This is a genomic window from Flavobacterium sp. (genome assembly GCF_031411595.1).
Classification (GTDB): domain Bacteria; phylum Bacteroidota; class Bacteroidia; order Flavobacteriales; family Flavobacteriaceae; genus Flavobacterium.
On sequence record NZ_JANOBI010000053.1, the window covers coordinates 17,009 to 37,941 of the forward strand.

Here is a 20,933-nt window from a genome sequence, read left to right on the forward strand (position 1 = left end):
TTTAATTAATTCCTTTTTCCTGCATGACTTTATTGAGTTGTTTTAATAAAACGAACATCAATACAGTGGCAAATATCAACAGTGAGAAGTTAATCCAAAAGAAATCGGTTTTGTCTTCATAAGTATCCCACATGCTGGCAAGCACACCGCTTAATTTGTTTCCAATCGATGTCGATAAAAACCAACCGCCCATCATCAGTGAAGTAATATTCGTTGGACTTAACTTCGAGACGACTGACAATCCCATCGGGCTTAAGAAAAGTTCTCCGATGGTAATGATTCCGTAATTCGCTACAAGCCACCAAACACTTACTTTTTCCGAGCCGTTACCACCCATTTTGACCGCGGCAACCATCACTAAAACCGATAATGCTGATATCAATAATCCGAAAGCAATTTTTGTTGGTGTTGAAGGTTCCTTTTTGCGTGACCTTAAAAATGTAAAGAATGCTACAACCAATGGCGTCAGAATAATGACCCAACCCGGATTGATGGATTGACTCAAATTGGTTGCCCATAAACTTACTTTTGAATTTTCTTCCGGCAGTTTTTCTTGAGCAACGTTTCTAAAATATACCGGATAATCAACTACTTTCTTAACCACTCCATTTTCTTTTTGAAGTCGAAAACTGGCATCATATAATTCGACAGAATCTTTTTTAAAATCGACTTCCTTCGCCAACTTCAAACCATTGAATACCTTTTCAGTGGTTCCTGTAATTTGTCGGTCTGTGTAACGATCTGCCCAAGTGGTTAGCGCAGAACCATTGAGTTTGAAAACTGCCCAAAACAATATGACTACGGCAAAAATAGACAGCAATGCTCCGATAGGTCGTTTGTCCTCTGGTTTGGCCTTGAAATACAAACTGGCATAAAAAAAGATAACAGGAATACAGGCAAAAATAAAGGCATCTGTGCTATCGGAACCAAAAATATAAGCATCCGGATTCGCTTCTGAAGTTACACCTTTGAGCATCCAACCAATGATTCCAAAAATAACAGATGGTAATAGTATAAAAAGCACAATTTTATAAAAAGGCATGTCGCCTTCTTGGGTCCCTTTTTTCTGGTCATAACCTTGGTAGTGTTTCGATCCAAGAACGAATACCAAAACGCCTATAAACATTCCGATACCGGCAGCCATAAAAGCATATTGCCAGCCTAAAAGAATCTGCAGTGCGGCACCGAAGAAATTACAGATGAAAGCGCCTACATTGATTCCCATGTAGAAAATATTGTAGCCTTCGTCTTTCTTGTCTTTGTATTCTTGTTTCGAATAGAAATTCCCTAATAGCGTTGAAATGTTGGGTTTGAAAAAACCATTGCCCAGTATTACAAAAGTCATCGCAACATATAGGATTGTAATGTTGTGAATTCCCATCATGAAATAACCGATACCCATTAAAATTCCTCCGAAAATAATCGATTTTTTATATCCAAAATAACGGTCAGCAATCAAACCACCAATGAAAGGCGTCAGGAAAACCAATGCGATGAAAGTGCCATATAAGTCGGAAGCTTCTTTTTCTGTCATCGCAAAACCGGCTTCTACATCTTTGAGGTAAAGTGTGAAGATTCCTATCATTAAATAATATCCGAAACGTTCCCACATTTCGGATAAAAATAAATACGGTAATGCTTTTGGGTGCTTATTCCACATCATTTATGGTTTTAAAAAACAAACCTACAAGAAGTTCTTGTAGGTTTGAAAGATATAAAAATATTTTAAAAGTATATTATCTGTTTTCAACTTCTAAATCAACACCCTCAACATGGTCGTTGTGCATTCTTTTTTCTAACCATGAACTCAACACAAATAATATCCCAGCCGCAGTTCCTGACATGATGATGAACAATATGAAAAACTCATACAGATTGTTAATTTGGATTCCTAGAAAATGCGTTGCTCCTCCTGTTCCGTCTTCACCACCAGGAATTAAGGCACTTAATGTTCCTGCAAATTTATTAGCCGCGGCATTGGCCAAAAACCAAGTTCCCATCATCAAAGAAGACAAACGCAACGGTGCTAATTTTGAAACCATCGACAATCCGATTGGTGACAAGCACAATTCTCCCATCGTATGAATTATATACAAAGAAAACAACCAGCTCATTGAAATTTTATCACCTACACCCAATCCTTTTACAGCTATTGCTATAATTACATATCCTAAAGCAACCAATCCAAGACCTATTGCCATTTTTTTAGGAGATGAAGGCTCTAACTTTCTAGTATATAAAAATCCCCATATCAATGAAAAAATTGGTGCTAAAATAATTACGGCTAATGGATTTACAGATTGAAACCAACTAGCTGGAAATTCACTTTGTGCAAAATCTGCAATCATTCCAGTTGCAAATAATGCAATTAGTATTGCACTTACTATACCTGTAACAATTAATCCTGTTTTCTTTGACCAATCAAAAAACCAAGCTAAACCTTTTGATAAAAAATACGTTCCTACCAATCCAACAATTAAAATCAACCAGGCTGGAATGTTAATAGCTACATCCCTATTTACCTGTCTGTCTGCAAAAAGTGTCAATGAAGCGCCTGCCTGTTCAAAAGCACCCCAAAAGAAAATAACGAAAAACGCTAGAATGAATATTACAGTAATTCTTTGGGTTTCAATTTTTGTCAAACTTTTATCGCTGAATATGATTATCGGCATGGCTACCATTGAACCATAAATGAAATAACTGATAATATCAACATCACTCTTAAACATTTGTTTGAAATTCAACATAAAGAAAATAATAGCAATAGAACCTACTATAACTCCTATATTTTTTGCGTCTAATTTTTTTACAGGCAAACCAATATGTTTTCCTTCTTCAGAAATAAGGTATTTTTTTTGCCCAAGAACAAAAGCTACCAAACCTAATAACATTCCAATACCAGCTGCTAAGAATCCCCATTTAAAATCCATTGATCCACAAACCAAAGGAGAGAAAAACGCACCCAAATTGATTCCCATGTAGAAAATCGTAAATGCGCTATCGATTCTTCTGTCATTTGCAGGATACAACTGCCCTACCATTGTAGAAATATTCGGTTTAAAGAATCCGTTTCCGATAATGATAGCAGTTAAACCCATCCACATAATCGAAATACCGCCATGTGCTCCGGCGGAAGCACTCAAAAACATACAGAACTGACCAATCGCCATTAATAATCCTCCGATGATAATACTGCGTCTGTTTCCTAAAAATTTATCACACAAATAACCTCCTAAAAGTGGTGTTAGATAAACCAACCCGGTGTAACTTCCGTAAATTTGTGATGCATCGGCATCTTTCATCAACAGTATTTTAGTCATGAATAGAATGAAGATTGCTCTCATGCCATAATAACTAAATCGTTCCCACATTTCGGTGAAGAATAAGAAATAAAGTCCTTTTGGATGTCCAGTTTTTACTTGAGTTTCTGCCATTTTAGTTTGGTTTTAGTTTTGTTTTGGTTAATTTAATTATAGGTTTTCTTTAATGAAATTTGTCATCTTATTAAACAATTGAATTCTGGTTTTACCACCATAAATTCCATGATTCTTATCCGGATATATTTGCGAATCAAATTGTTTGTTGGCTTGAATTAGCGCTTCCATCATTTGCATCGAATTCTGAACATGCACATTGTCATCACCTGAACCGTGAATCAAAAGAAATTTCCCTTTGAGTTTATCCACATGATTGATTGGTGAATTATCGTCATATCCGCTTGCATTTTCCTGTGGCGTTTGCATATAACGTTCTGTATAAATGCTGTCATAGAATCTCCAGTTCGTCACCGGTGCCACGGCAATAGCCATTTTAAATACATCGGCACCTTTCATAATACAATTCGATGCCATGAACCCACCGTAACTCCAGCCCCAAATTCCAATGCGTGCGGCATCAACATAAGGGTAACTTCCTATTACTTTGGCAGCATCAATTTGGTCTTCTACTTCAAATTTTCCTAATTCTTTCTGCGTGCATTTTTTGAAATCCGCACCTTTAAAACCAGTTCCTCTTCCATCAACACAAGCCACGATATAACCATTTTGAGCGAGCATCGCAAACCAATAATCATCAGCACTATTCCAATCATTATTTACTTGTTGCGATCCAGGACCGGAATATTGGTACATAAAAACAGGATACTTTTTAGAAGCGTCAAAATCTTTAGGCTTGATCATCCAAGCATTGAGCGAATTTCCTTTAGCGGTTTTTAAAACAAAGAACTCTTTTGTAGGTATATTATACGCTTTCAATTTCGTCGACAAGACTTCGTTATTTTCAATTACTTTAACCTCTTTGCCAGATTTCGATTCGTTTAAAGTATAAAGTTGAGGATGCGTCGCACTCGAATAAACATTAATAAAATATTGAAAATTAGGGCTGAAAGTCGCCGCATTCGTTCCCGTTTGTGAAGTCAAACGTGTTTTGTTTTTTCCATCAATGCCAATGCGATACACATCACGATTGATCGAACCATTTTCAACAGATTGGTAAAATACGGTATTCGATTTTTCGTCAAAACCATAATAACTTGTGATTTCCCAATTGCCTTTGGTCACTTGATTTTTAAGCTTTCCGGTTTTGTCATAAAGGTAAATATGGTTGAAACCGTCTTTCTCACTCGTCCAAATAAAACTGTTGTCTTTTAGAAAAGTCAAATTGTCTGTCACATCAACATAAGCTTTGTCTTTTTCGTTGAGCACCACTTTTGTTGTTCCTGAATTGCCATCTATAAACAACAAATCGAGATTGTCTTGATGGCGGTTCAACACTTGCGCGCACAATACATTTGCATCATTCGTCCATTTCATTCTGGCAATATAAAAATCGGAATAGTTGCTCAGATTAATGTCTTTTTTAGTAGCGGTCGCAACATCATATAAGTGTAAAGAAACCAACGAATTGTTCTCGCCCGCTTTAGGATATTTGAAAGTTTCTACGGTTGGGTATAAATCTTTGTGAAAAATCGACATTGAGAATTCCGGCACTTGACTTTCATCAAAACGTATGAAAGCCAATTTTTTGCTGTCAGCACTCCAATCGAAAGCTCTTACAAAAGCGAATTCTTCTTCATATACCCAATCCGTGATTCCGTTGATGATGGCGTTTTTCTTTCCGTCAGTGGTGATTTGTGTCGATTTTTTAGTCGCGATATCATACACAAACAAATTGTTTTCTTTGGCATAAGCAATCTTTTTTCCATCTGGTGAAAAGGTTGGCTCTTGTACTTGAAAATCGAACAATTTGGTTAAAGTCTTTGAAGTCGTATCGTATAAAAAATAATCCGCAGTAAACGAATGTCTGAAAATCTGATTCGAGCCATTGGCAATCAAAATCATTTTTTCATCAGCGCTGAATGCATAACTATCAATACCTTCAGCCAATTCTTTGTGGTTTTTGGAGTCGATTAATGTTGACACTTTTTTCAAAGTGGCGAAATCATACAAGTCGATTTGCATACTTTTCGTTGCTCGGTCATAATTGAGCACCGTATATTGATTGGTATTTTTTAAAGATTGTAATTCATCCATTCCTTTAGCGCGGAATGCTCCTGAATAAATAGATTCGACAGTGATTTTTTCTTGAGCAACAACAGAAAAACACAGAAAAAGAAAAGCAGCAATCAGTTGATTTGATTTCATAGATAAAATTGAATATAAAAACTGTCAATTTTAGTGAAAATTTTGGATATAACGGCAGTTTTTTATGTTAAATGCAATTTTTTGACGAACAGCTGCAATCAAGTTTTTGAATTTAATGGTCGCCAAAAAGATTTTCAGACAAACAATTGCAATTGTCCGCCTTTGTATTGTTCGTACAGCGATTTGTTCAATGGTGGAAATTGTTTTTCGGCAAAATATTTCTTTCGAGCCAAAGTAACCTGCGAACGAATCATTTGTGCCAGTTCACCTTCGCCACGCATGCGATCGCCCCATCGACTGTCATTGAGTGTCCCACCGTGGCATTCCGCTATCTGATGCAAAACTTTATCCGCGCGGTCTGGCATTGCTTTTCGAATCCAGTCGGTGAAAATTTCCCCAATAGCTCCATTGAGCCGAACTACGTTATATGCCATTGATAAAGCGCCAGCATCGGAAGCTGCTTTTGCCATTGGTAGTATTTCATGGCTGTTGATTCCGGGAATAATCGGCGCAAGCATCACATTCACTGGAATACCATTTTCTGAAAGCAACTTAACGGTTTCAAGTCTTTTTTTGATGGTTGCCGTTCGAGGTTCCAACAACATTCTGGTTTTTTCCGAAAGTGAAGTAATCGAAATATTGACACCAATCAGATTGTCTTTGGCGAGTTCGGAAAGAATATCAAGATCGCGCGTAATCATCGAATTCTTAGTGATGATAGCAACTGGATGTCGGTATTTAAGGAAAATTTCAAGGCATTTTCTTGTAATCTCAAACTTGCGTTCCGCGGGCTGATAACAATCTGTATTGCCTGACATCACAATCGTATGCGCTTTCCAATTTTTACTTTTTAGTTTTTCCTCGAGCAATTGCGGCGCATTTTTCTTGACTAAAATTTTTCGTTCAAAGTCAAGTCCGGCGCTATAACCCCAATACTCATGACTGTTTCTGGCATAACAATAAATACACCCATGTTCACAGCCTTGGTAGCTATTCATCGAAAAACCCATGCCCACATCTGGACTTTCCACCTTATTGACAATCGTTTTGGGAAACACTTCGAGGAAACTCGTTTTGTTGTCATCAGCACTATCGCCTTCCACAGCGCAATAATTCAAGAAGTCATCGAGCATCTCGTAAGATTCTGCGAAAAATCGGTTGTGCATGTTTTTTTGGGCACCTCTTCCTTTGATATATTGGCTTTCTTCGTTCATAACTTTGATTTTAAAGTTACATTGAGAATGCACAAAAAGAAAATCGTTTCTGTTAAAAAATGATGGTTGTTGATAAAATTTATGCCATACAAACCAACCCTTATATTTACTGAAAAGTTATCTTTGTGACTCGAGGCCTAAAGGCCGAATTGAACGAAGTTAAAAAAATTGCAAGATGAACAACGCCGTTTCCGGATTCTCTAAATTATCGAAAGAACAAAAAATCGAATGGATTGCGAACGAATATTTTTCGAATCCTGCTGAAGCCACAGCACTTTTAAAGAATTATTGGAACTCCGATGCAGCACTTCAAAAATTGCATGACGAATTCATCGAAAACACCATCACCAATTTTTATTTACCGTTAGGTGTGGCTCCCAATTTTATCATCAACGGGAAAAATTATACGATTCCAATGGCCATTGAAGAAAGTTCTGTCGTAGCTGCCGCAGCAAAATCGGCCAAATTTTGGGCAACCCGCGGCGGATTTAAAGCAACGGTTTTGAATACTGAAAAAATCGGACAAGTGCATTTCTTTTATACCGGTAACGTAAAAAAATTAGAAGATTTCTTCATTCAAATCAAATCGAAATTGTTTTCTGAAACCGAAAGCATTACCAAAAATATGCAGAAACGCGGTGGTGGCATTTTGAATATTGAACTCAAAAACCAAACCCAAAAACTACCTAATTACTTCCAATTGCACGCCACTTTTGAAACTAAAGATTCGATGGGTGCCAATTTTATCAATTCGTGTTTGGAGCAGTTTTCAAAAACATTCAAAGCAGAAGCACAGTTATACGAATCCTTTTCAGCCGAAGAAAAAAACATCCAAATCGTGATGAGCATCCTGTCGAATTATGTTCCGAATTGTATTGTTCGCGCGGAAGTGTCTTGTCCTATTGCTGATTTGGCGGAGAAAAAAATTGAAAACCCAAGAGAGTTTGCAGAGAAAATTATCCGAGCGGTTCGCATTGCAGAAATCGAACCTTTCCGTGCCGTGACACACAACAAAGGCATTATGAACGGTGTCGATGCAGTCGTGCTTGCTACCGGAAATGATTTCCGTGCAGTTGAAGCCGGCGTGCATGCATATGCTTCGAGAAACGGCCATTACACGAGTTTGTCTCATGCAACAATAGAAAATGACGTATTTACGTTTTGGATTGAAATTCCATTAGCGTTGGGCACCGTTGGCGGTTTGACATCGTTGCATCCGTTGGTGAAATTCTCATTGGAAATGCTCGAAAAACCATCGGCTCAAGAACTCATGCAGATTGTTGCCGTTGCCGGTTTGGCGCAAAATTTTGCCGCTTTGCGTTCGTTGACAACCACCGGTATTCAAGAAGGACACATGAAAATGCATTTGAATAATATTTTAAATCAGTTTCAAGCGACCGTTGAAGAACGTCAAACGATTAAAAATCATTTTAAAGATCACGTGGTGTCGCATTCGGCAGCGGTTGATTTTATTAAGAATTTGAGAGGTAACCGATAGTGTTTTAGCCCCGATAGCAGCGGTTATCCTTTTTATCCTGAACTCGATTCAGAATCTTTAAATATTTACATATTTGCAGTATTGTTGATGAAATCCTGAAACGAGTTCAGGATAAAAAGATTAGAGCGTATAGCGGGATTAGCTCCTGAAAAAATTTATCTAGATAATAAGAATTTTACGCCATAACATTTTTGCATCCCAATGAAAAAAACATTCTACAGCAACGGAAAACTTTTGATCACCGGCGAATATCTCGTTCTTGATGGCGCAAAAGCGTTGGCATTACCGACAAAATTCGGGCAAGATTTAACTATTGAACCCGGAAATCAAAACGAAATCCACTGGACGAGTTACGATGATGATGGAAGCTTTTGGTTCGACGACACTTTTGCTTTTGCCGAAATAATAACCAAAGCATCGTATGAAAATCAACCCGTAAAAAATATGTTGATTGTCATTTTGCACGAAGCTTATCTTTTAAATCCTGATTTTATAAAGCAAGCCGAAGGTCATACCATTACTACGCATCTCACTTTTCCTAAATTTTGGGGTTTGGGAACGTCGTCCACATTAATCAACAACATGGCACAATGGCTCGAAATTGATGCTTATACTTTATTGCGCAATACTTTTGGTGGTAGCGGTTATGACATTGCTTGTGCGCAAAACGATACGCCAATTCTCTACCAACTCGTTGATGGAAAACCTATTGTAAAACCAGTGGCTTTTGATCCAGAATGTGCTTCTAATATTTATTTTGTGTATCTCAATCAGAAGCAAAACAGCAAAAGTGCTATTGCGGCTTACCGCTCGAAGTTGAATGCGCTCGAGAAAATCATTCCTGCTTTTGATGCGATTACCGATTCGATATTGCAACAAAACCAATACGATAATCTGGAAGTTGCTATAGAATTACATGAGACACAAATGAGTCAAATCCTAGGATTGCCGAGAATTCAACAAACATTATTTTCCGACTTTAAGGGTACTGTAAAAAGTTTAGGCGCTTGGGGTGGCGATTTTGTTTTGGTGTTGTCAAAAGAAAATCCATCGCAATATTTTAGAGACAAAGGTTTTGAAACCTTACTCAGCTATTCTGAAATGATCTTATAAAAAAACCCGATTTGAAAATTCAAATCGGGTTTTTATTTTAATAAAATTCAATTTTTAGTAATTGAACTTCGTTCTATTGTCTTCAATATCAGCTTCTTCTTTCAAAGCCGGAATTACTCTTCCAGCATATCCTGTAACTTGTGATTTTAGTTTAGTCACATATTCCGCATGATTTTTTAAAACTGGCGCTTTAGTAATTAGTGTTGGTTTTACAACATAAACTCCTGCGTTACCTTCAATTGGTGCGGAAATTTTATTCAATCCAATCGCGAAAGCAGTTCCTACTACTTGTCTTTCAAAACCTGCATTTGGAATATTGGCGTTTTCTACGGTTAAATCGACCGCTTGTTGTACAGTTGCACCTGAAGCAGTTGCAATCGCTTGCAATGAACTTCCTTTCATCTTCGCTTTGATTTTCTCCGCTTTTTTCTTTTTGATTAAAATCGGTTCCACCATAGGACGAGCATCTTCAACAGCCATCAGTCCTTTTTCGTTTACTTTTTTCAATTTGGCAACGATGTTCCCTAAATTTACTACTTCAAAACGTTTCACATCGCCTACATTGGTTTCTTTATCAAATGCCCAACGAACAATTTGTCTTTGGTTTCCTGTAGCTCCGAAACTCTCATCCATAGCTTTTACCTTCACTGATGGATTTACGGTTAAGTTAGCGGCTTTGGCTACTTTTTCGAAATCTTTCTCATTGGCATCCATTTCAAACTTCACAGCTTTGGTGTATAACTTGTCAGTAGTTGCTTCAGAAGGTTCGATTTTTTGACCAATAGTAGCCAAACGAATCGCATCTTGTTTTTCGGTTACATTAATAATATGGAAACCAAAATCTGTTTCCACCAAACCAATCGTTCCAACAGGATTGTTGAATACGAAATCGTTGAATGGTTTTACCATTTGGTTAGGTCCGAAATATCCTAAATCACCACCTTGCTGTGCTGATGAATCATCAGAATTCATCAAAGCCACCATAAAGAAGTTTCCTGGATTGGCTTTGACTTGCGCTAACAATTGCTCTGCTTTTGCTTTCGCTTGCTCTTTGGTTCTTTTTTCTTTTTTGTTAGGTACTTGTGTTCCTTCATAGCTAATCAAGATATGACTTGCTTTAGCGTTGGCTCCGGCTTTTCTTCCCATCACTTTAGAAATACAGTACATATTACCTTTCATATATGGCCCGTAGATTTCTCCAGCTGGCGTAGCAAACAATTGTTCTGCATCTGAAACTGGCAAATCTTTTTTAGCTACATAAGTAGAATCGTAAGGAACATCAGAATTCTCATTTACGAATTCAATTGTATTGGCAGCGCCTTTAAATCCTGGCAAAGTATCGTTTTTACCTGTGGCTTGATTGTAAACCACTCTTTGATTCAATAAAGCATTGATCGTTGTTTTTACTTCAGCTTCATCTTCAGGAGAAGCTTTGTCTTCAATGGTTATGTATTCAACTTCACGAGTTTCTTCTGCTTTGTACTTTTTCTCGTTTTTCTTCATATAATCCGTGATCTCAGCATCGGTGATTTTGAAATCGGTGTCTTTCATAGAAGAAAATAAAACAGCTACATAATCAAAATTGACTTTGTTGGCTTCCATTTCATATTTCAATTTACCTTCTGCTTCGGTCGTATACATTCCTGCTTTAACCAAGCTATTGTAAATCGTATATTTTGCATTCAATTCTGCGTCTTTTTCTTTGTCTTTTACAAACTGAGCTTGCTCCGGATTCGATTTGAAGTATTCTTTAAATTTCGCCAAATCGAAAGTGCCATTGGTTTGAAACATTGGGTTTTGACCGATATTTTGATCTGTTTTAAACACTTCCATAATGTGTTTTTCGCTTGTACGAATGCCTAATTTTTCGAATTCTGCGCTTACTAAAGCGATAGAAACTTCTTGATCCCAAACACGGTTTACGGCTTGCGTTGAAGTCATTCCTTGTTGTCCGCTTTTTTCAACATTGCTTACTTTCAATCTGAAATCTTCAAAAGAGATGTCTTTCCCATTAACAGTTCCGACGTATTTCGGGGTTTCATTAAAACCACCTTTTCTGTACAAATCCTGTACAATAAAGGCTAATAATGAAAAACCAATAACGAGTATTAAGAGTAAAGAACGCTGTCTAATTTTTTGTAAAACTGCCATTTTTAGTATTGTTAATTTTTAATTCAGTTTGCGAAAATACAATTATCTATTTAATAACCATAGCCGTATCGTTATATTTTGCAAGTTTTTTTATTTTTTTTGAATTTTTATTCTTGAAGGTTCATTTTCACCAATTCTATCTTCTTATTTGTGGCTTCTTCGATGGTGAAATGAATTTTATCAATCGTGATTTGTTCGCCTTTTTGCGGTATTTCTTTGGTGAAATTGACAATGAATCCGCCCAAAGTGCCGTAAGAATCGCTTTCGGGAATTTGAAGTTTGTAGGTTTGGTTTAAATATTCGACATCCAATCTTGTAGAAAATAAATACACATGGTCATCAAGTTTCTTTTCGATTAATTCTTCTATGGAATCGTGTTCGTCTTCAATTTCACCAAAAAGTTCTTCGACAATATCTTCTACTGTAATCATTCCAGAAGTGCCGCCGTATTCATCAAGAACAATGGCGATGCTTTTTCTTTTCTTGGTCAATAAATCGAGCACGTCTTTAATAAAAATCGTTTCAGGAACAAACTCAACAGGAATCAACACCGACTTGATACTTCTTGGTTTTTTAAACAACTCAAACGAATGCACATAACCTAAAATATCATCTAGAGAATTTTGATATACTAATATTTTAGAATAGCCAGTTTCAATGAATTTATCTTTTAAATCGTTAATCGAATCGTGAATTTCGACAGCTGAAATTTCCGTTCTCGGAGTCATAATATCGCGTGCTTTCACACCCGAAAACTCCAAAGCATTTTGAAAAATCTGAATTTCTGAATCGATGTTTTCGTGGTCTTCAACCGTGCTCATTTGTTCGGTGATGTAATTTCCGAGTTCGATTTTACTAAAAAATAAAGGAATGTGATCGCCTTCAGTTTTGAAAAATTTTCTCAGAATGAAATTCGATATCCACAAAATAAAACTAGAAATAAAGTAAAAAAGCAAGTAGAAAAAATAAGCCGGAAGCGCAAAAAACTTGATAAAAAAATTGGCATAAATCTGAAAAAAAACTTTCGGCAAAAACTCGGAAGTAATCAAAACGACAAAAGTCGAGATTGTGGTTTGAATGAGTACGTTGGATAAATTGGTAAAATTAAATCCCAAATGTGTAATCCATCGCATGAGTAATTCGCCCATAAAAAACCCATAAACCACCAATACAATTGTATTACCGATTAGCATTGAAGCGATAAATTTGGATGGTTTCTCGGTGAGTTTGGTTAAGATTCGTGAAAGGAAATTTTGCTGTTTCTTTTCAATCTCAAGGTAGATTTTGTTCGAAGAAATAAAGGCAATTTCCATTCCTGAAAAAAGAGCCGCTAGTATTAGACATATAATGATAATACTAATTTCCATGGTCTAGTCGTTTCTGTTTTCGAATTTTTTGGCAAATTTTCTTCGGAAAAAAAACATAAACAAAGCCACAGCCGCTATGATGAAAGACAACCAAGGCGATTGCTCGGAATTGAATTTCATAAATCCATCATAGATGAAAAAAGCGCTGAAAACAAGGTAAACGTATTGGGTATATTTTAAATAATTCATGGAGAAAAGTTAAGTTATTCTGCTTGGTCAATCGCACCGTTGATGCTTTGTGAATTTACAATTTTAAAATCTTTGCTAAAGTCGATGCCTTCACCGTAAGAAACGCCTTTCGGGTCTGTAAATTTAAACTTTTTTTCTGTAAAAAACCATTCGTTCTTTTGGTCGAAATAGAGTTGTTGGGTTTCGAGTTGTTGTCCGGTTTCGTTCGATATTTTGACGTTTTTTTGCAAATCAATTAAATCTGTACCTTTAAAAGTAACGGCATATTCAGACGTAATAAAAGTTCTTTTGCCTTTGTTATCGTACATCGTCACGTGAATGCCTTTTGGGAATTCGGTAAACGGAAATTCTACATTCGAATAATCGAGCATTTTCGGGCTGACCAAAATCGATTTGATTTTTCCTGAATCGGTATATTTTAAATTGAAATTTTCCGCTTCTCCACTCGGCATAAACTCCGAGAAATTGATTTTCTGTACTTCTTTAAAATTGCTTTCACAACCGACTATCAGAAATACAGCACAGGCTGAAATCCAAAAGTAAAGACTTGTATGTTTAGCAATATTCAAATCTATGCTGTTTTAATTTGATGAAATTCAGACGTTGAATTCGAATTTAATCGTATTTTCTTTTGATGAACCAACGGTCATTCAACGACAAACTCATGATGACATTGGTGTAGTTTTCTTCAATCAATAATGCTTTGGCTGTGCCTCGTCTTCCGTACTCAACACCGATGTTAAGGTTCGAAAACGCGCCGCCCAAAGGCAATCCTAGACCGGCAGTAAGCGCGTAGTCACGGATGTTTTCATTTTTAATCACCATACCGGTATTCTCATAGCGAAAACCGCCACGGTACGTGATTTTCTTAAAATAGTTAGAGAATGAAGAATAATTTGGAATATAATACCCGCCTAAACCAAACTTGGCTGCATTTTTATATTCAACATTCGTAATATCATTGTTGCGATTTCCAAATCGGCTGCTTTGTTGAAAAGTCAATTCTGCTCCAACCATCCATTTTTTACTTTGTCCAACCCCAAAACCAAAAGTTGCTTTTGATGGAAGTTTGATGGTGTTGTTGTTTTTAATTGCATCGGCAACATCAACATTTTGTGGATCGAAAAAATCAGAATACAAAACGGTCGAATTGACTCTTGTGTTTTTCGAACTCAAATTACTTTCGGGACTAAATACAAAACTGCCATAAGCATCGAGTTTTTGGTTGATTTTTCTTTGGTACATCACACTCAAATTCACATTGGCTCCAGACAATTCCGAAGTGTTTACTTCTTGAGTTCCCAATTGCACTTCCGGTATTTTTTCGATACCTACGGTTTCTATTTTACCAAAGTTGTAGTTGATGTCTGCTCCAACACTAATGTTCGGGTTGATTTTATAGCCAAAGCCAAGAAATACTTTATTCAGACCACCTGTAGCACTATATCTGTTGACAACACCTAACGCATCTTTGTTATTAATTCTATATCCAACTGCTGAGTAAGGAATCAAGCCGAATCCAAAGCCCATTTTTTTAAGTGGAATTCCAACAGCCAAATAATCTAAAGTAGAACGTTGTGCTTTTTCATTGCTTGTAAAAGAATTGAGTCTGGTGGAATTAAAAGAACCTCCAACGGTGTATGTTGTCATCTTTAAGCTCGCATAAGCCGCCGGGTTTTGAATGTTAATGTGAATACTATCCGGGAAAACTGAAACGCCAGCCATCAACCTGTTTTCAGCAGTTCCTTTGAATCTGACATCACCAATACCATAAAAAGAATACGGAGAAGAAGTAGATTGTTGCGCTATTGTTACTATAGAAAAAAGTAAAAAAAGAGCAAGATTGATTTTTTTAATCATTTTTGATTTTATATTGAAAAGTTTGGTTCAGACTTTCGAGAAGAAAATTTGAATTGGCAAATATGGTATTTTTTAATCGTTTAGCCAAAAAATCTGTGTCGCCGCCCGTTAAAATTATTATAATTTTTGGGTATTGCGCCTGATATTGCGAAATGAATCCGTCGATTTCGTGAAGTATGCCTTGAACCACTCCAACATGAATCGCTTGATCAGTTGTATTTCCTATGTAATGATTTGGATGCGTTGCCACCAATAAGGGCAATTTCGCGGTATACTGATGTAAAGCTTCGTATCGCAATCTTATTCCTGGGGAAATGGCGCCACCTAAGTAATTATTTCCAGAATCGATAAAATCATACGTAATACAAGTTCCGGCATCAATCACCAAACGATTTTGATTTGGATATTGCAACACTGCGCCCGAAGCCAAAACCATTCGATCGATTCCTAAAGTTTGTGGCGTTTGATATAAATTGTGAAAAGGAAAAACCGATTGATGCGAAATAAAGTGAATGTTGAGTTGATTTTGGAACGCTATAAAAGATTCCTTTGAAGTATTTCCAACGGAAGCTACTACTAAATCCGTGCATTTTGGGTATTGTTTTAAAATTGCATTGATGTTGATTTCGAGTGCTTCTTCTGAAAAAAAAAAGCTTTCCACCAAGGTATAGTGTTCAAAGACAGCGCCTTTAATTCGGGTATTTCCAATATCAATTGCTAGCAGCATAACCTTAATTTGATGTGGCGAAGTTACGAATAGATTTTTTTTAATATTTGTTTTGTATAAATTAAAAATCATTCTATATTTGCAACCGCTTTAAGCGAGAGGTACCTTAGCTCAGATGGTAGAGCAATGGACTGAAAATCCATGTGTCCCTGGTTCGATCCCTGGAGGTACCACAAAAAAACCCGAAACGATTTTGTTTCGGGTTTTTTGTTTGAAATTTAGATTCGGCATTTACATAATCTTTTGTGAAAATTTTATTTTGCTTAAAGTCCAAAATACTATGATGCCAATTATCGCTCCTAAACAATTGGAATTTTGATCTTCAAAACTGGCATTTCTTCCTTCAATAAAAAACTCTTGCACGAATTCTAATAAACCGCCGGCTATAAAAACCGTTACAAAAGCGACCCAATATTTATTTTTTTGTGATCGTAAATGGTATAAAATAGAAAGCGAAAAAACCAAATAACTCAGCAAATGTGATACTCCAGAGAAATAGTTCAATAGAAAATTCGTTGAATAAATTTTTTCTTTTGTAGCGATACTCTTTACAAAAATCACTTTGCTTTTTTCATCACACATAGTACCGAGAAGTGGAATTTGATTTGCTATCTCCGCATCAACTGTTTTTATTCCACCATCTTCATATTTTGCTCCCCATGATGGGTTTCCAAAACTAAAATAACAATCTGGTGTGGCATACGAATACTTGCCTTTTCCTGTATAATAATACACTCCCAAATCGCCTTTTTTTTTAAAATTATCTCCAATTTTTGGCATTTCATGATAAACCTTCTTGCCAAGATCAGACTCATAAGGAATGCATTCTAAAGAAGCTATAACCGCATAAATAAAAATAGGATGAATGAGGATTTTTACGATTTTACGCACCATTATTAATCTCTTAAAGTTTAAAACCGATGAAGTCAAAAAGTGAAAACAAATATATTATTATTTTTAGCTTTTGAATCATTAATCATTTCGAATTCGATAGACCATTCCAATTGTAAAAACGGTGTATTTCTTGGTTGGATAATTTACAAAATTCGAATCCGATAATGCATCTGTTTTGCTATTGTATTGTCTTGGATTTTTTCCGAGTGCATATCCAACATCACCGGTTAATACCCAGTTTTTAGTGAAATAATATTCGGCAAAATATTTTAAAACAACTTCATCAAAACGGATGTAATCATCATGCTTTGCTTCTGAAAGTTGAAACGATCGTGTCATTGCTTTAAAATTAATTCCTGTATAAAATTTATTGGTAACAGCATATTCAACTTTATAATTCGTGGGCAAAATTCCATAGCAATAAATCTTGTCAGTTACTTTCCAATCGAGACCAATTAGCGGTACAAAAAAGTTTCCAAAGGCTTCTCGATTGAAGTAAATTCCAGCTTTGATTTGCATCTTAGCATTCCACTTATAACTTTCCATTAATAGCGCACCATACTGCCAATCTTTATTTCGCAATGGCGATGCAAAGTCGCTGGCTACTTTCTGAATCGTGAAAATGGTTGTTTTGTATTGTTTGCTTTTTGAAACCCATTGAAATCCCAAACCAACTGAAAAACTCGAAACTGTTGATGAGACGTATTGGTTTGAATCTGTTGTTGCCCGAATCGATTCGCCATTAAAACGAAACAAAACAGCATTACCATTTTTAAGTTGTTTTGGCAATAATACATTCAACGCATAAATATTGGTTGTGTTCTTAACCGATGAATTATCTTGATATGGTGCCGAAAAAGTCTGAAAATTAAAACTTGAAATTTCTGTATACGGTTGTGCAGCGGTTTTAAAGAAAACCATCAACATACAGAAAACCATTATGGTTTTTATGAATTTTAAAAATATCATTTCAAGAAATCAATGTTGCGTTTCAACCCTTCAAACTTAGTGCGTTTGACTGCTGAATTATTGAAAACCTTTTGAAAGGTGTCAGCGGTAATTTCTTCCCAATCTTTTTTGGTCATTGATAATAACTCAGGATTGGCGTTGAATAGTGGTTCACTATGCGGTTTCGAAAACCGATTCCAGGGGCAAACGTCTTGACAAATATCACAACCGAAAGCCCAATCATCCAATTTTCCCTTCATCTCAGATGGAATATTATCTTTGAGTTCGATTGTGAAATACGAAATGCATTTGCTGCCATCAACCACATACGGCGCCACAATGGCTTCAGTCGGGCAAGCATCGAGGCAAGCCGTGCAAGAACCGCAATGGTCGGTTGTTGGATTGTCGTAATCTAATTCTAAATCGATGATGAGTTCAGCGATGAAATAATACGAACCTATGGTTTTAGTAATCAAGTTGCTGTTTTTACCAATCCAACCTAAACCGCTTTTAGCTGCCCAAGCTTTATCTAAAACCGGAGCGGAATCAACAAATGCGCGTCCGGAAACTTCACCGATATTTTGTTGAATCGAATGTAAAAGTTCTTTTAATTTTTCTTTGATGACGTAATGATAGTCTTGTCCGTAAGCATACTTTGAAATTTTATAGGTATCGTCAGGTTGGGTTTCGGATGGATAATAATTGAGCAGCAACGACACGACGCTTTTGGCATCATCAACCAATAAATTCGGATTGAGCCGTTTGTCGAAATGGTTTTCCATATAGGCCATTTGCCCATGTTGGTTTTGATTGAGCCAATTTTCCAAACGTGGTGCTTCTGCTTCAAGAAAACCTGATTTGGAAATCCCGCAAGACAAAAACCCCAAACGTTTAGCTTCGGCTTTTATCCATTTGGAATAGTCACTTTTTTTAGAATCTGCCTTCATCGTTTTGAAAAAGTTACGGCAGCGCCAACAGGTTTTAAAGTAACCAAAGGATTTATTTTGATGTTTTTATCAGCCGAAACTACTTTGTATTTTTTTATAATGTAAGCCAATGTGAGGCTCATTTCATACATCGCAAAACCAAGCCCAATGCACATTCTCGGCCCAGCTCCAAAAGGATAAAAATATTGATAGGATTGCTTTTTTTGATCGCCAAGAAACCGTTCCGGATTAAAATCTTCGGGATTTTCCCAATATTTTGGGTTTCGATGCAATTCATAAAACGAAACGCCAATGAGTGTCTTTTCTTTGATGCTGTATCCTAAAAGCGTATCATCTGCAATATTTTCTCTATCGGTGATCCAAGCCGGCGGATACAAGCGCATCGACTCATTGAGCACTGCATTGGTGTAAGTCATTTTTTGAAGTTGCTCTACAATATCATCTGTTTCAGAAGCGATTGCAGTTAACTCCTCAAAAACTTTTTGCTGCACTTCGGGATGATTTCCTAAAAGCTGCAATGTAAAAGTGAGCGCATTGGTAGTAGTTTCGTGTCCGGCAATGAAAAGAATTTTAATTTCATCGATGAGTTGTTGGGTCGACATCGATTCGCCGGAATCTTCATATCGCGTTTCAAGCAGCATGTCGAGCAAGTCATTTTGTTGGCTTTTGGATGTAATGCGTTCTTCAACAATTTCCTTAATGATAGCATCGCTTTCAAGTGCTAATGCCTGATGCTTTTTTATTTGACCGCTGATTTTAAACCAAAATGCTTTGTAAGGCAATCGTATTTCTTTGATAAGAAATTCTTGAACATCATTGATAATGATTTTAAGTCGGCTCAATTTTTCTTCACTGACTGATAGGTGAAATAGCGATTTTGCGACCACATTAAAAGCCAATTGATTCATGATTGGAAAAAGTGCCACTGCATTTTCTTCGGGTAAATCTTGCAATTCTGCAACAATGGTCTGCTGCATGTTCTGAACCAATTGATTCATTTTCTGTTTGTGAAAAGCAGGTTGGATTAAACGACGCTGTTTCAACCAAAAATCGCCATTGGCCGTTAACAATCCATGTCCTAAATATTTAGATATGAATTTGGTTTGGAGTTCAGATTTTTGATAATTCTTGTGGTTCTTTTGAAGTATGTATTCCGCTACCTCATTATCCCTCGAAAGAATAACATGTTTTGTTTTACCAATCTTTAAAGAAAAAGTGTCTCCAAATTGATCGAAGAATTTTTTGTGAAACGGAATCGGATTTTTACGGATACTTTCTGCCTTTAATAAAAACCTAACTATCGAAAGTTGTTTTGGATAATGGTATTTTTTATGGTCAGACATGATGCATCAATTAAAAAAGTCCGCCTTGAATATTGGTTTTGATTTTCCCCAAATGTTGGTATGCCTTTTCAGTCACTTCTCGTCCGCGAGGGGTGCGCATGATAAAACCTTCTTGAATCAGAAACGGCTCATAGACTTCTTCGATAGTTTCGCTACTTTCAGAAACGGCTGTGGCTAAAGTGGATAAACCAACCGGTCCACCTTTAAATTTATCGATGATGGTTGTTAGGATTTTGTTGTCCATTTCATCCAAACCATGCGCATCAACGTTGAGTGCTTTTAGTGCATAACGGGCAATTTCAATATCGATTTTGCCATTGCCTTTGATTTGTGCAAAATCACGAACGCGACGCAATAATGCATTAGCGATTCTTGGTGTTCCGCGGCTTCTTCCTGCTATTTCTATGGCAGCTTCCATGGTGATGGGCATTTTTAAAATGGCTGCGCTTCGTTGTATAATCGTCGTTAGTAATTCTGTAGTGTAATATTGCAATCTACTTTGGATTCCGAATCGTGCGCGCATCGGAGCAGTCAATAAACCCGAACGTGTTGTGGCGCCGACAAGCGTAAATGGATTCAGATTGAGTTGAACTGTTCTGGCATTTGGCCCTGACTCAATCATGATATCGATTTTAAAGTCTTCCATTGCCGAATAAAGATATTCTTCTATAATCGGGCTCAATCGGTGGATTTCGTCTATGAAAAGCACGTCTCTGTCTTCGAGGTTCGTTAGCAATCCTGCTAAGTCTCCGGGTTTGTCGAGTACCGGGCCCGAAGTGATTTTGATTCCAACACCCAACTCATTGGCGAGAATGTTTGCCAAGGTAGTTTTTCCCAACCCCGGCGGTCCGTGAAACAGTGTATGGTCTAAAGCTTCGGCTCTTTGATTGGCAGCTTCAACGAATACTTTGAGGTTGTCTAGGATTTGATCTTGTCCTGAGAAATCATCAAAAGAAAGCGGTCTCAATTTTTTTTCGAGATCGAGTTCTTCGGGATTGTAGTTGAAATTGGTTGGGTCTAGATTCTCATTCATGAAACAA

Annotated in this window: 17 protein-coding genes and 1 tRNA gene; 3 read left to right on the forward strand and 15 right to left on the reverse strand. The window is 36.8% G+C overall.

Going from position 1 to position 20,933, the window contains the following annotated elements; genetic code table 11:
* Position 1 precedes the first annotated feature (1 nt).
* From RMO03_RS12485 to RMO03_RS12500, 4 genes are all read right to left on the reverse strand, one after another.
* Positions 2–1,660 (reverse strand): peptide MFS transporter, encoded by a 1,659-nt coding sequence (locus tag RMO03_RS12485; protein WP_309642472.1) that lies wholly within the window; start codon positions 1,658–1,660, stop codon positions 2–4.
* 76 nt (positions 1,661–1,736) lie between these two features.
* Entirely contained in the window at positions 1,737–3,434 is a 1,698-nt protein-coding gene (locus tag RMO03_RS12490; protein ID WP_309642438.1) for a peptide MFS transporter, read from the reverse strand.
* Positions 3,435–3,470: 36 nt separating this feature from the next.
* On the reverse strand, positions 3,471–5,642 hold the full coding sequence (locus tag RMO03_RS12495) for a S9 family peptidase (RefSeq protein ID WP_309642439.1): 2,172 nt from the start codon (positions 5,640–5,642) through the stop codon (positions 3,471–3,473).
* Between the two features lie 134 nt (positions 5,643–5,776).
* Positions 5,777–6,856 (reverse strand): PA0069 family radical SAM protein, encoded by a 1,080-nt coding sequence (locus RMO03_RS12500; RefSeq protein WP_309642440.1) that lies wholly within the window; start codon positions 6,854–6,856, stop codon positions 5,777–5,779.
* A gap of 175 nt (positions 6,857–7,031) precedes the next feature.
* On the opposite strand from RMO03_RS12500, the gene RMO03_RS12505 reads away from it, so the two are divergent.
* The gene (locus RMO03_RS12505) at positions 7,032–8,354 is read left to right on the forward strand and encodes a hydroxymethylglutaryl-CoA reductase, degradative (RefSeq protein WP_309642441.1); all 1,323 of its coding nucleotides are present in this window, start codon (positions 7,032–7,034) and stop codon (positions 8,352–8,354) included.
* Between the two features lie 201 nt (positions 8,355–8,555).
* The gene (locus RMO03_RS12510; RefSeq protein WP_309642442.1) at positions 8,556–9,467 is read left to right on the forward strand and encodes a GYDIA family GHMP kinase; all 912 of its coding nucleotides are present in this window, start codon (positions 8,556–8,558) and stop codon (positions 9,465–9,467) included.
* A gap of 54 nt (positions 9,468–9,521) precedes the next feature.
* On the opposite strand, the gene RMO03_RS12515 is transcribed toward RMO03_RS12510, so the two are convergent.
* The 6 genes from RMO03_RS12515 to RMO03_RS12540 form a co-directional block, all read right to left on the reverse strand.
* Positions 9,522–11,618 carry a peptidylprolyl isomerase gene (locus RMO03_RS12515; RefSeq protein ID WP_309642443.1) on the reverse strand — a complete coding sequence of 699 codons (2,097 nt, stop codon included), beginning with the start codon at positions 11,616–11,618 and terminating at the stop codon, positions 9,522–9,524.
* 107 nt (positions 11,619–11,725) lie between these two features.
* The gene (locus RMO03_RS12520) at positions 11,726–12,985 is read right to left on the reverse strand and encodes a hemolysin family protein (RefSeq protein ID WP_309642444.1); all 1,260 of its coding nucleotides are present in this window, start codon (positions 12,983–12,985) and stop codon (positions 11,726–11,728) included.
* A 3-nt stretch (positions 12,986–12,988) separates the two neighbouring features.
* Positions 12,989–13,174: a hypothetical protein gene (locus RMO03_RS12525; RefSeq protein ID WP_309642445.1), complete on the reverse strand. Its 186-nt coding sequence runs from the start codon at positions 13,172–13,174 to the stop codon at positions 12,989–12,991.
* 14 nt (positions 13,175–13,188) lie between these two features.
* A complete protein-coding gene (gene lptC, locus RMO03_RS12530) occupies positions 13,189–13,743 on the reverse strand; it encodes an LPS export ABC transporter periplasmic protein LptC (RefSeq protein ID WP_309642446.1) in 555 nt (184 codons plus the stop codon).
* A gap of 46 nt (positions 13,744–13,789) precedes the next feature.
* Entirely contained in the window at positions 13,790–15,034 is a 1,245-nt protein-coding gene (locus RMO03_RS12535; protein WP_309642447.1) for a hypothetical protein, read from the reverse strand.
* Positions 15,027–15,761 carry a type III pantothenate kinase gene (locus tag RMO03_RS12540; RefSeq protein WP_309642448.1) on the reverse strand — a complete coding sequence of 245 codons (735 nt, stop codon included), beginning with the start codon at positions 15,759–15,761 and terminating at the stop codon, positions 15,027–15,029. Before RMO03_RS12540 ends, RMO03_RS12535 begins: the two co-directional genes overlap by 8 nt.
* Positions 15,762–15,861: 100 nt before the next feature.
* Here RMO03_RS12540 and RMO03_RS12545 point away from each other — a divergent pair.
* Positions 15,862–15,934, forward strand: a tRNA-Phe gene (locus RMO03_RS12545).
* A gap of 58 nt (positions 15,935–15,992) precedes the next feature.
* Here RMO03_RS12545 and RMO03_RS12550 read toward each other — a convergent pair.
* From RMO03_RS12550 to ruvB, 5 genes are all read right to left on the reverse strand, one after another.
* Positions 15,993–16,655, reverse strand: a complete 663-nt coding sequence (locus tag RMO03_RS12550) for a VanZ family protein (protein WP_309642449.1) — start codon at positions 16,653–16,655, stop codon at positions 15,993–15,995.
* Positions 16,656–16,733: 78 nt separating this feature from the next.
* A complete protein-coding gene (locus RMO03_RS12555) occupies positions 16,734–17,594 on the reverse strand; it encodes a hypothetical protein (RefSeq protein WP_309642450.1) in 861 nt (286 codons plus the stop codon).
* Positions 17,595–17,620: 26 nt separating this feature from the next.
* Complete coding sequence (queG, locus tag RMO03_RS12560; protein ID WP_309642451.1) at positions 17,621–18,550, reverse strand: tRNA epoxyqueuosine(34) reductase QueG; 930 nt, start codon at positions 18,548–18,550, stop codon at positions 17,621–17,623.
* On the reverse strand, positions 18,547–19,893 hold the full coding sequence (locus tag RMO03_RS12565) for a cytochrome P450 (RefSeq protein WP_309642452.1): 1,347 nt from the start codon (positions 19,891–19,893) through the stop codon (positions 18,547–18,549). Before RMO03_RS12565 ends, queG begins: the two co-directional genes overlap by 4 nt.
* A gap of 10 nt (positions 19,894–19,903) precedes the next feature.
* A complete protein-coding gene (gene ruvB, locus RMO03_RS12570) occupies positions 19,904–20,926 on the reverse strand; it encodes a Holliday junction branch migration DNA helicase RuvB (protein ID WP_309642453.1) in 1,023 nt (340 codons plus the stop codon).
* Between the last annotated feature and the right edge of the window lie 7 nt (positions 20,927–20,933).

Bases quoted from the DNA above. Each gene is read 5' to 3' on its own strand.
- ruvB (WP_309642453.1), bottom strand. From the start codon at position 20,926: ATGAATGAGAATCTAGACCCAACCAATTTCAACTACAATCCCGAAGAA.
- RMO03_RS12495 (WP_309642439.1), bottom strand. From the start codon at position 5,642: ATGAAATCAAATCAACTGATTGCTGCTTTTCTTTTTCTGTGTTTTTCT.
- RMO03_RS12540 (WP_309642448.1), bottom strand. From the start codon at position 15,761: ATGCTGCTAGCAATTGATATTGGAAATACCCGAATTAAAGGCGCTGTC.
- RMO03_RS12500 (WP_309642440.1), bottom strand. From the start codon at position 6,856: ATGAACGAAGAAAGCCAATATATCAAAGGAAGAGGTGCCCAAAAAAAC.
- RMO03_RS12515 (WP_309642443.1), bottom strand. From the start codon at position 11,618: ATGGCAGTTTTACAAAAAATTAGACAGCGTTCTTTACTCTTAATACTC.
- RMO03_RS12550 (WP_309642449.1), bottom strand. From the start codon at position 16,655: ATGGTGCGTAAAATCGTAAAAATCCTCATTCATCCTATTTTTATTTAT.
- RMO03_RS12490 (WP_309642438.1), bottom strand. From the start codon at position 3,434: ATGGCAGAAACTCAAGTAAAAACTGGACATCCAAAAGGACTTTATTTC.
- RMO03_RS12485 (WP_309642472.1), bottom strand. From the start codon at position 1,660: ATGTGGAATAAGCACCCAAAAGCATTACCGTATTTATTTTTATCCGAA.
- RMO03_RS12525 (WP_309642445.1), bottom strand. From the start codon at position 13,174: ATGAATTATTTAAAATATACCCAATACGTTTACCTTGTTTTCAGCGCT.
- RMO03_RS12505 (WP_309642441.1), top strand. From the start codon at position 7,032: ATGAACAACGCCGTTTCCGGATTCTCTAAATTATCGAAAGAACAAAAA.
- RMO03_RS12535 (WP_309642447.1), bottom strand. From the start codon at position 15,034: ATGATTAAAAAAATCAATCTTGCTCTTTTTTTACTTTTTTCTATAGTA.
- RMO03_RS12520 (WP_309642444.1), bottom strand. From the start codon at position 12,985: ATGGAAATTAGTATTATCATTATATGTCTAATACTAGCGGCTCTTTTT.
- RMO03_RS12555 (WP_309642450.1), bottom strand. From the start codon at position 17,594: ATGGTTTTCTGTATGTTGATGGTTTTCTTTAAAACCGCTGCACAACCG.
- RMO03_RS12565 (WP_309642452.1), bottom strand. From the start codon at position 19,893: ATGTCTGACCATAAAAAATACCATTATCCAAAACAACTTTCGATAGTT.
- queG (WP_309642451.1), bottom strand. From the start codon at position 18,550: ATGAAGGCAGATTCTAAAAAAAGTGACTATTCCAAATGGATAAAAGCC.
- RMO03_RS12510 (WP_309642442.1), top strand. From the start codon at position 8,556: ATGAAAAAAACATTCTACAGCAACGGAAAACTTTTGATCACCGGCGAA.